Genomic DNA, 9,317 nt, shown 5'->3' with positions numbered 1-9,317 from the left:
CTTAGCCGCTAGTGTCTTTTTGCAGACTTGAGGTAGCGGCGATAAAACGACGAGTGGGCAATTTCCCTGGTGCCGCTCTGGCTGGCACAACAAAGCATATCGTCATCGCGATACACTTCCGATTGCTCGCCATCGATTGTGAGAATGATCGCTTCGCCATCGTCTGGAATGGCGTCCCACTGGTCGTCCTTACTGCCGCCAACTGTCTTTGCAAGGTGGTCGGCCACGGTTTGCGGCCAATTGCTTCGAGTGCGCTTTTTCTGCGCTCTCCTTATCTGCGCTGTCGCGTGCCATCGCGCGAGGGCTTCGGCGCAATATTGCCGGATGCCATCGAACTCTTGTAGCTTCGCCTCAGCCTTTGACAGCGCCTCATCCGCTGTCATTCCGGCGCCGGCCTCAGCAATAGCGAGGTATTCGCGGACCTTGTCGAACAAGCTCTTATGGCACCGGGGATCAATGGCATCTGTGAAGAATTGCCTCCAAGCGTGGTCTTGCTGAAAATCCCTGATCTCAGGCAAGTGCTTGTCGGCCACCATCGATGCAGCTTGCATCTCGCGCAGTTCCAGAATGTTCCGCAGGTGGTGCAGGTCAGTCATGGCCGCCACTTCCAGCCGGCGAACTTGTCATCCTTCTGCCGAAGCTGCGCATAACGCTGCAGGGATGCCCATGAACGATGCCCGGAGACGAGCGCGACGTGAGGGATGTTCCAACCGGCCTCAAACAGCCAGGAAACGCCTTCGTGCCTGAGGTCGTGGAAATGCAGATCCTCGATGGCGAGCAGCTTGCAGGCCCGTGTGAAAGCCGAGCCGATGGCGTCAACTGTGTAGGGAAATATCGTGTCGCCGGTTTTCGGCTGCCGCTCGATGACAGCCGCAGCTTCGGCGGGCAGCTCGCACCAGATGTCGTTGCCCTTCTTCGCGCCTGGGTTCTTCATATCCCGCACAAGAACGCGAGCGGCCTGCTTGCCGGCTAGTTCGAAATCAGCCCACCGGATGCGGGTGATTTCCTCCATGCGTCGCGTCGAGAAGACCGCGAAGAGAATGATGTCGACCATAGGTGCTGAATGCGGCGCGCGTTCGGTGCGCTCCTGAAAGTAGGCCAGCAGGCGATCCAGTTCATTCAGGGTAGGGCGCCTGCTGCGTTGCTTCGACTTCGCGATGGTCTGCTGCTTCCGCAGAACAAAGGTCGCGTCTGACATGGCCTCCTGATCGAGGGGATAACCCCAAGCCTTCTGAGCGATGGCGAAGACGCTCGCTAGGTGTGACAGATAGTTGTTGATGGTGGCCGGTCCGGGAGCGGCAAGTCCGGTGACCGTGTGAATGGTCCGGGCGAAGGCTACGATGTCTTCGCTTCCGACATCGCCGCAGGCCATGCCGGCGATCGAATGCCGCTGGATGGCAGCAAGGCAGGCCGACTTGGTCTTGCCGATCTCGCCGCCGTGTTCCTCGACGTAGCGGCCGATCGCGTCGCCGAGCGTTCTGATTTCTTGCGTCGCGGCTTTGAACGCCTTCGGATTGTCTAGCTCGGCCTCGCGCTGGCGCAGCCACGCCTTGGCGGTCTTGTGGTCGCGGAAGGTGCGGTTCTCCCGAACCGTCTTGCCGTCTTTCTTCCGAGCGATCTGGCAAAGATAGGACGGTTTTCCGTCGCGGCGCATTCTGGTAAGGATCGTCCCCATCGCTACAACATTGCCCCTGTTCGCTACAACAATGTTGTACCTGCTACAACAAACCGCTGCAAAACGCAACAAAAACCTACAACGTGTTACAACATATGAGCAGCCAAGAAACGGCCAATTTATACGGAAAAGCCCGGAAATCCTGCGTTCCGATCGTGTCGATTGCCCCAATGATGGACTGGACGGATCGGCATTGCCGGTACTTCCACCGTCAGCTGACGCGCCGGGCGCTGCTCTATACCGAGATGGTGGTAGCCGACGCGGTCATCCAGGGCGCGCGCGAGCGGCTGCTCGGCTTCGACGAGGCGGAGCATCCGGTGGCGCTGCAGCTCGGTGGGTCCGATCCCGGCAAGCTTGCCGAGGCGGCGGCGGTCGGTGAGGCCTTCGGCTATGACGAGATCAACCTCAATGTCGGCTGCCCGTCGGACCGCGTCCAGTCGGGCACGTTCGGCGCCTGCCTGATGAAGACGCCCGTGCTTGTCGCCGACTGCGTCGCGGCAATGAAGGCCAGGGTGACAATCCCCGTGACCGTCAAATGCCGCATCGGCGTCGACGAGCAGGATCCGGATCCGGCGCTCGATGCGCTGGCCAACGGGTTTTTCGCGGCCGGCGCCGACGCGCTGTGGGTGCATGCGCGCAAGGCCTGGCTGGAGGGGCTCAGCCCGAAGGAAAACCGCGATATCCCGCCGCTCGACTATGGCCGGGTCTATCGGCTGAAGGTCAGAAAGCCTAATGAATTCATCGGCATCAATGGCGGCATTCAATCGCTGGAGGCGGCGCGCGAGCATCTCGGCCATGTCGATGGCGCCATGCTCGGCCGCGCCGCCTACCATACTCCCGGGATCCTGGCCGGTGCCGATGCCATGTTCTACGGCGAGCCGTACGCGGCGTTCGACTATGCCGCACTGATCGACGCCATGACGGCCTACGCGGCGCGCCATATCGAGAAGGGCGGGCGGCTCGGCCATGTGACGCGCCACATGGTCGGCCTGTTCCACGGGCTGGCGGGTGCGCGCCGCTACCGGCAGATCCTGTCGACGGACGCAACACGGCCGGGCGCCGGACCGGATGTGTTGAAGACTGCCTTTGCCGCTGTCGACCTCAACGGGACGGCGGCCGAAGCGGCCTGAGGGCATTCAGTCGCGCAGGACCATGCGGTCGCCGCGCACGTCGAACCCCGACAGCGAGCCGATGAAGTTCATGCCGAGCAGGCTCTGGCCAAGCATGCCGGGCGCGGCGATCATCACGGCCATGTCCTTGCGCACGATGCCGCCGATCGCCACTTCGTCGGTTTTCACGGCGGCGGCGCGCGCCATGCCGTTGGCGGTCGAGACCGATATGGTGAAGTTGAGCGCGGCTGGATTGAAGCCGGCGGCCTGCGCATCCTCCGCGGTCAGCACGATGCTGGTGGCGCCGGTGTCGACGACGGCGCGCACTGCTGCACCGTTGACCAGGATGCGCGCTTCGAAATGGCCGTTGTCGGCCTTGTCCAGCGTCACCGTGGCGTGGCCGTCCTCCACGCCCAGCGCCAGCGGACTGCCGGGGATCAGGCCCGCCGTCACCCGGCTGGCGACATCCTGCAGCTCGTAGCGGTATTGATAGCCGGCGATCAGCGCCAGCACGATGGCCGCCCAGGTGCCGAGATTGCGTGCGATGTCGCCGAGCGGCCTGCCGGAGCGCAGCAGACCGGCGCCGATCAGCGTGCCGAACGCGCCGAGCCAGATCAGCCGGCTGAAATCGTAGTTGTCGACGCCAAACGTGCTGCCGGCCGAATCGTTGAGCATCAGCAGCAGCGCGCCGGCGCCGATCACCACCATCAGGATCCAGAACAGGCGGTTCATCGGCGTTGTCCGCTCACGACAGCACGTCTCGCTCGCGCGCCATGCGGGCGCGGCGCGTTTCCCGCCGTGGCCTGCGTTCCACCGTTTCCAGCCGAGCCGGCAGCTCGGCCATGACAGCACGGCGGACCTCCGGGGCCATCCCGATCCAGGCAGCAATCTCGTCGCGCGTGCGGCCGCAGCCGAAACAGTAGCCGGTTTTCATGTCGATCGAACAGACCAGGATGCACGGAGATTCTATGGCCGTCATGATGTTCTCTTGCGCTACTTCCACATGGTGCAACGCCAAGGCCAATGCAAGCCCTGGGGAATACGGCGCGCGCTGGTGTTTTCGCGTCAGTGACCGAAAGGATTGTGCCGGCGGATCAAGACGTCTATGCCGCTCACAACTTTCAGCAACGATGTAGTCCGCATGACCAGCGCATCGCCTTTCGACGATTTCCGCAACCTCTTGGCCAATCTGCCGCCGGCCGATCTGGCGGCCGAAGCGCACATCCGCGCGCTGTTTGCCAAGGCCGAAAAGCCTACGGCCTCGCTTGGCCGCCTCGAGGATATCGCGGCCTGGCTCGCCGCTTGGAGCGGGCAGGCGCCGCCGGCGGTCAGGCGGCCCCAGGTGGCGATCTTCGCCGGTAACCATGGCGTTACCCGTCATGCCGTCTCGCCGCGGCCGGTGGCGGCGACCGCCGATGCGGTGGAACTGTGCGCGGCCGGGGGAGCGGCGATCAACCAGGTCTGCATCGCCAACGACCTCGGCCTCAAGGTCTTCGACCTGGCGCTGGATGTTCCGACCGGAGACATCACCGAGGAAGCCGCGCTCGACGAACGCGGCTGCGCCGCCACCATGGCCTTCGGCATGGAAGCGGTCGCCGGCGGCGCCGACCTCATCTGCCTCGGCGATCTCGGCGTCGGCAATTCCACCATCGCTGCCGCCCTGTGTGCGGCGCTGTTCGGCGGCGCTGGCGTGGACTGGGTCGGACCCGGATCGGGCGCTGACGCGGCGATGACGGCGCGCAAGGCGGAGGTGGTCGATCGGGCGCTCGCCTTTCACGGCGACAGCCTCAGCGATCCGCTCGAGGCCTTACGGCGTGTCGGCGGCCGCGAGTTCGCCGCCATCGCTGGCGCCATCCTTGCCGCCCGCATGCAGAAGATCCCGGTGCTGCTCGACGGGTATGCGGCGACCGCGACGGCCGCTGTCCTGCAGGCGGTGAGCCCCGCCGCGCTCGACCATTGCCTGCTTGCCAGCCTGTCGCCGGAACCAGGGCAGGCGAAGGTGGCGGCTCGGCTTGGCCTGCGGCCGCTGCTCGATCTCGGCGTCGGTCATGGCGAAGGGGTGGGGGCTGCACTCGTCGCCGGCCTGGTCAAGGCGGCGGCACTCACCAGTTCCGGCATGGCGGCTGCGGTCAAAACCTGACCTATCTCTTGCGGGATGCCACCGCCTTGGTCGGCAGCGCCGGCAGTTCCTCCATCACCCGGCTGAGCGGGAAGATGGCGATCGCCTCGGTGCCCTCGCGCAGCCTGGAGTGAAGCTCGAATTCGCCGCCATGCATGGCAAGCAGGCCCTGCACGATCGGCAGGCCGAGACCGGTGCCTTGCTCGGCGCTCTTGATGGCGATCGAACCCTGGCCGAAAGCCGAAAGCACCACAGGGATCTCTTCCTCCGGAATGCCCGGGCCATTGTCCTTGACTGATATGTACTGCCCGCCACCGGCGGTCCAGCCGACGCGCACGCGAACCTCGCCGCCAGACGGCGTGAACTTGATGGCGTTGGACAGAAGGTTGAGCGCGATCTGCCGCACCGCGCGTTCGTCGGCGAACAGCCTCGGCAAGGTGGTTTCGAAATCCTGGATGACGCGGATATCCTTGTTGCGCGCCCGCAGCTCCATCATGTGGCAGCAGTCCTCGGCGATGTTGAGCAGCATCACCGGCTCCTCGTTGAGCTGGTAGCGGCCCGCCTCGATGCGCGACAGGTCGAGGATTTCGTTGATCAGGTCGAGCAGGTGCTGGCCGGACTCGTGCACGTCATGGGCATAGTCGCGATAGGTGGGATTGTTCATCGGCCCGAGCACTTCATTGGCCATCACTTCGGAAAAGCCGAGGATGGCGTTGAGCGGGGTCCTGAGCTCGTGGCTCATCGACGCGAGGAAGCGCGACTTGGCCAGATTGGCATCCTCGGCCCGACGCCGCGCCTCGTCCGACATCGATTTCGCCGTTTCCACCTCCGCGATCAGCGCATCCTTCTCTGAACGGAATGACATCAGCATCAGCGAGGCCTGGTTGAGATGGCGCGCGACGTAGGCGAAGAAGGGCAGGGCGGCGACCAGCAGCGCGGCCATGATAACCTCGATCGGCAGCCACAGCCGCGATCCGGCATAGGCATAGACAGCGACGGGAATGGCGAAGGTCGCCAGCAGCGCGCCGCCCAGCGAGGATGCCATCACCGCGGTCGCCGCCATGGCGACCAGAAGCACCATCGCCTTGATCACCTGGAACTGATCGATCTGGCAGGTGTCGCAGCCGAACCAGGCGAACCAGGCCCAGCCAAGGCCGCACAGGAAATGCCCGATGAGGAAATCGCGCCGCGCCTGCGACGGATCGATCTGGGACGCTTCGGTCCGCTCGACGCGCCGCGCCATGAAGGCAACAATCGTGTAGCAAAGCAGGGTGAACAGCGCCCAGATGCCGATCTTCTTGTCGAGGCCGGCCAGCAGGCCGGTCGCGGCGATCGCCAGCACCAGGATCGGTATGGCGGTCGCGCCGACCACCATGGTGCGGGCATGCAGCTTCAGGAGCTCGCGGTCGAAGTCGAGGCTGCCGGCCTGCTGCGAAAGACGGTCACGGGTTCTGCGCACCGCGCGCGCCACATCGCTGTTGCGATGCGGTTTCCTGCGGTCCACAATGAATTTGTCCGCTGTGTTCGAGCGTAGCAAAGGCATGCAAACTTCAATTTCTGCGCGCAGCGATTTCAATTCGTTAAGCTACGTTCGAATGATTAAGAGACTGTTTGCCATATGAGCCGTTCCTGGTCGCCGAGGCCGCGCCGGCGATACGCTCCGCAGCCGCCTCGCAGCCTGTGGCGGCGGCTTTTCGACTACGGCCTGACCATCGTTCTGCTCGGTCTGCTGATCCTGCTCGCGGCCCGCCTCGACCGCTTCGAGACGCGCAAGGCCGAGGGCGCGGCCATCGTCAATGACGGCGATTCGATCACGCTTGGCGCCGAGCGCATCCGCATGCGCGGCATCGACGCGCCGGAATATCAGCAGACCTGCCGCAAGGATGGCGCCGACTATCCCTGCGGCAGGCTCGCGAGGCAATCGCTGGTCAGGCTGATAGGCGGCCAGCCCGTCTCCTGCAGCGGCTGGCAGCAGGACCGCTACGGCCGGCTGCTTGGCGACTGCAAGGCGGGCGGCATCGACCTCAATCGCGCCCAGGTCGAGGCTGGCTGGGCCCTCGCCTATGGTGATTTCGAGACCGAGGAGGCCGGGGCCCGCGTCGGCAAGGCCGGCATCTGGGCCGGCACGTTCGACGAACCGCAGGACTGGCGCGATACCCACGGCCACGGGCTGGTCGAAAGGAAGCACGGCACGCTGGCGTCGATCGGCGATGCCTTGCGCGCGTTTTTCAGCTTCCGGTAAAGGGAGCGAGCAGGATTGGGAGGATGAGAATGAAGCTGTTCGACGGTGGCCGTGCGCCCAATCCGCGCAGGGTGCGGGTTTTCCTCGCCGAAAAAGGGATCGAGGTGCCGCTAGTGCCTATCGACATGGGCGCGCTGGAGCATAAGACGCAGGCCGTCAGCTCGCGCAACCCGCTGCAGCGCCTGCCGGTGATCGAGCTCGACGACGGCACCATCATCACCGAATCCGTCGCCATCTGCCGCTATTTCGAGGAGCTGTATCCGGAGCCGCCTCTGTTCGGGCAAGGCGCGCTCGGCAAGGCGAGGGTCGAGATGTGGCAAAGACGCATGGAGCTGAACCTCCTCAGCTGCGTCGCGCAGGCTTTTCGTCACACCCATCCCGCGATGAAAGAATGGGAAATCCCCCAAATACCCGAATGGGGCGAGGCCAACAAACCCAAGGCGGTCGAATTTCTGAAGCTGCTCGACGACGAATTGGCGGGCCGAGAGTTCGCCGCCGGTGATGCCTATTCGATCGCCGACATCACCGGGTTGATCGCCATCGATTTCATGAAGCCGGCACGCATCAGGGTGCCGGAGGAATGCACCAATGTGCTGCGCTGGCATGCGGCGATCTCCAGCCGACCGAGTGCGGCCGCCTGAGCCCGGGATGAGCGAAGCGCTGGAGAGACTGACGGCCAGGGTACGCGCCTGCCGCATCTGCGTGGAGAGGCCGCTCGGCCGGCCTTTGCCGCATGAGCCGCGCCCGGTGCTACGCCCGTCGTCGACGGCGCGTATCCTGCTTGCAAGCCAGGCGCCGGGCAGCAAGGTCCACCTCTCGGGCATGCCGTTCACCGATGCCTCCGGCGATCGGCTGCGTAGCTGGCTGAGTGTAACCAGCGAGGAATTCTACGACACCGAAAAATTCGCCATCGTGCCGATGGGTTTTTGCTTCCCCGGCCAGGATGCGAAGGGCGCCGACCTGCCGCCGCGTCGCGAATGCGCGCCAGCCTGGCGCGCCGAACTGATGGCGCTGATGCCGCAGATCGATCTGGTGCTGACGATCGGCATGTACGCGCAGTCCTGGCACATGGGTGCCGCGCGTCAGTCATCGTTGACGGAAACCGTCAGGAACTGGCGCGCGATATGGGAGGCGCCCGCCCGCCCGAGAGTGCTGCCGCTGCCGCATCCGTCGTGGCGCAACACCGGCTGGCTGAAGAAGAATCCATGGTTTGAAATGGATTTGCTGCCCTTCCTGAGGGCGGAAATCCGCTATCGCCTTGGTTAGGCATGAAGCAAGAAATCACCCGTTTTTCTCGCGCTTGGCAGAATTTCTTTCTTGTGAAAGGCCGGAATAAAAGGGATCATAGCCAAATCATTCCTCAAAGCGCACGCCACACAAATTGGGCGACATGCACCCTGGGAGTATCCGATGGACCGGCTTGACCGAAAAATTCTACGCCTCCTGCAGGAGGACGCGACATTAGCGGTCGCCGATGTCGCCAAGAAAGTCGGCCTGTCGACCACGCCGTGCTGGCGGCGCATCCAGAAGCTCGAGGAGGAGGGCGTCATCAAGCGGCGCGTCGCGATCCTCGACCATGAGAAGGTCAATGTGCGCGTCACCGTCTTCGTGTCGATCCGCACCAATTCGCACAGCCATGAATGGCTGCGGCGCTTCTCCGAAGTCATCCAGGAATTTCCGGAAGTGGTCGAGTTCTACCGCATGAGCGGCGACGTCGACTATCTGCTGCGCGTCGTGGTGCCCGACATTGCCGCCTACGACGCCTTCTACAAGCGGCTGATCGCCAAGATCGAGATCCGCGACGTCTCGTCGTCCTTCGCCATGGAGCAGATCAAGTATACGACCGAGATCCCGCTGGATTACATGGTGCTGGACAAGGAAGCCGGCGCCAACGCGGCTTGAGCTGCTCACGCGTGGCCTTCCTCCGGAAAGGTCATACGCACGCCTAGTTCTTCTTTTTGTTGAGAAAACTCCAGGGCGAGTTGATCGGCAAGGTGACTGCGTCCGGTACATTGTCGACACTTGCCACGTCGGCCTTGGGCACCGTGTAGCCCGACTGGATGATCGAGACGCCGTCGAGGATGAAGAGCTGGCTTTTCTCCATTCCAGGTTTCAGCACGCCGGTGACGGAGACTGGCTCATAGGCCTCAGACATCCTGTAGGGATGGGCCG

General features: G+C 63.9%; 10 protein-coding genes and 2 pseudogenes. 6 read left to right on the top strand and 6 right to left on the bottom strand.

The window, feature by feature from the left end; translation table 11 throughout:
• Positions 1-8: 8 nt before the first annotated feature.
• Both EN745_RS22905 and EN745_RS22900 read right to left on the bottom strand, forming a co-directional pair.
• Entirely contained in the window at positions 9-596 is a 588-nt protein-coding gene (locus EN745_RS22905) for a hypothetical protein (protein ID WP_127422328.1), read from the bottom strand.
• Positions 593-1,654, bottom strand: a complete 1,062-nt coding sequence (locus tag EN745_RS22900; RefSeq protein WP_245487804.1) for a site-specific integrase — start codon at positions 1,652-1,654, stop codon at positions 593-595. Before EN745_RS22900 ends, EN745_RS22905 begins: the two co-directional genes overlap by 4 nt.
• A gap of 116 nt (positions 1,655-1,770) precedes the next feature.
• Between EN745_RS22900 and dusA the strand changes: the two genes are divergently transcribed.
• The gene (dusA, locus tag EN745_RS22895) at positions 1,771-2,805 is read left to right on the top strand and encodes a tRNA dihydrouridine(20/20a) synthase DusA (protein WP_127422327.1); all 1,035 of its coding nucleotides are present in this window, start codon (positions 1,771-1,773) and stop codon (positions 2,803-2,805) included.
• Positions 2,806-2,811: 6 nt separating this feature from the next.
• Here dusA and EN745_RS22890 read toward each other — a convergent pair whose 3' ends face one another.
• Together EN745_RS22890 and EN745_RS22885 are read right to left on the bottom strand one after the other, a co-directional pair.
• Positions 2,812-3,516, bottom strand: a complete 705-nt coding sequence (locus EN745_RS22890) for a TIGR02281 family clan AA aspartic protease (protein WP_126054493.1) — start codon at positions 3,514-3,516, stop codon at positions 2,812-2,814.
• A gap of 13 nt (positions 3,517-3,529) precedes the next feature.
• Positions 3,530-3,763, bottom strand: a complete 234-nt coding sequence (locus EN745_RS22885) for a DUF1289 domain-containing protein (RefSeq protein WP_126054494.1) — start codon at positions 3,761-3,763, stop codon at positions 3,530-3,532.
• Between the two features lie 162 nt (positions 3,764-3,925).
• Here EN745_RS22885 and EN745_RS22880 point away from each other — a divergent pair, with 162 nt between their 5' ends.
• A complete protein-coding gene (locus EN745_RS22880) occupies positions 3,926-4,924 on the top strand; it encodes a nicotinate-nucleotide--dimethylbenzimidazole phosphoribosyltransferase (RefSeq protein WP_127422326.1) in 999 nt (332 codons plus the stop codon).
• Between the two features lies 1 nt (position 4,925).
• On the opposite strand, the gene EN745_RS22875 is transcribed toward EN745_RS22880, so the two are convergent.
• The gene (locus EN745_RS22875) at positions 4,926-6,446 is read right to left on the bottom strand and encodes an ATP-binding protein (protein WP_126054496.1); all 1,521 of its coding nucleotides are present in this window, start codon (positions 6,444-6,446) and stop codon (positions 4,926-4,928) included.
• 75 nt (positions 6,447-6,521) lie between these two features.
• On the opposite strand from EN745_RS22875, the gene EN745_RS22870 reads away from it, so the two are divergent.
• The 4 genes and pseudogenes from EN745_RS22870 to EN745_RS22855 all read left to right on the top strand — a co-directional run bounded on the left by EN745_RS22870 (position 6,522) and on the right by EN745_RS22855 (position 9,047).
• On the top strand, positions 6,522-7,145 hold the full coding sequence (locus tag EN745_RS22870; RefSeq protein ID WP_127422325.1) for a thermonuclease family protein: 624 nt from the start codon (positions 6,522-6,524) through the stop codon (positions 7,143-7,145).
• Between the two features lie 29 nt (positions 7,146-7,174).
• Entirely contained in the window at positions 7,175-7,786 is a 612-nt protein-coding gene (locus EN745_RS22865; protein WP_127406870.1) for a glutathione S-transferase, read from the top strand.
• Positions 7,726-8,411, top strand: a pseudogene (locus tag EN745_RS22860) (uracil-DNA glycosylase family protein). Before EN745_RS22865 ends, EN745_RS22860 begins: the two are co-directional and overlap by 61 nt.
• Positions 8,412-8,555: 144 nt before the next feature.
• Positions 8,556-9,047, top strand: a complete 492-nt coding sequence (locus EN745_RS22855; protein ID WP_126054500.1) for an Lrp/AsnC family transcriptional regulator — start codon at positions 8,556-8,558, stop codon at positions 9,045-9,047.
• Between the two features lie 43 nt (positions 9,048-9,090).
• On the opposite strand, the pseudogene EN745_RS22850 reads toward EN745_RS22855, so the two are convergent.
• Positions 9,091-9,317: pseudogene (locus EN745_RS22850) on the bottom strand (hypothetical protein); the annotation flags it as partial.

Origin of the sequence: Mesorhizobium sp. M4A.F.Ca.ET.022.05.2.1, from assembly GCF_003998845.1 — a bacterium.
Lineage (GTDB): Bacteria > Pseudomonadota > Alphaproteobacteria > Rhizobiales > Rhizobiaceae > Mesorhizobium.
The sequence above is the reverse complement of the archived record's forward strand: the minus strand, read 5'-3'. Positions and strand labels throughout refer to the sequence as shown.

Coding starts and splice junctions, on each gene's coding strand:
- EN745_RS22855 (WP_126054500.1), top strand. CDS start 8,556: ATGGACCGGCTTGACCGAAAAATTCTACGCCTCCTGCAGGAGGACGCG.
- dusA (WP_127422327.1), top strand. CDS start 1,771: ATGAGCAGCCAAGAAACGGCCAATTTATACGGAAAAGCCCGGAAATCC.
- EN745_RS22890 (WP_126054493.1), bottom strand. CDS start 3,516: ATGAACCGCCTGTTCTGGATCCTGATGGTGGTGATCGGCGCCGGCGCG.
- EN745_RS22905 (WP_127422328.1), bottom strand. CDS start 596: ATGACTGACCTGCACCACCTGCGGAACATTCTGGAACTGCGCGAGATG.
- EN745_RS22885 (WP_126054494.1), bottom strand. CDS start 3,763: ATGACGGCCATAGAATCTCCGTGCATCCTGGTCTGTTCGATCGACATG.
- EN745_RS22880 (WP_127422326.1), top strand. CDS start 3,926: ATGACCAGCGCATCGCCTTTCGACGATTTCCGCAACCTCTTGGCCAAT.
- EN745_RS22875 (WP_126054496.1), bottom strand. CDS start 6,446: ATGCCTTTGCTACGCTCGAACACAGCGGACAAATTCATTGTGGACCGC.
- EN745_RS22870 (WP_127422325.1), top strand. CDS start 6,522: ATGAGCCGTTCCTGGTCGCCGAGGCCGCGCCGGCGATACGCTCCGCAG.
- EN745_RS22865 (WP_127406870.1), top strand. CDS start 7,175: ATGAAGCTGTTCGACGGTGGCCGTGCGCCCAATCCGCGCAGGGTGCGG.
- EN745_RS22900 (WP_245487804.1), bottom strand. CDS start 1,654: ATGCGCCGCGACGGAAAACCGTCCTATCTTTGCCAGATCGCTCGGAAG.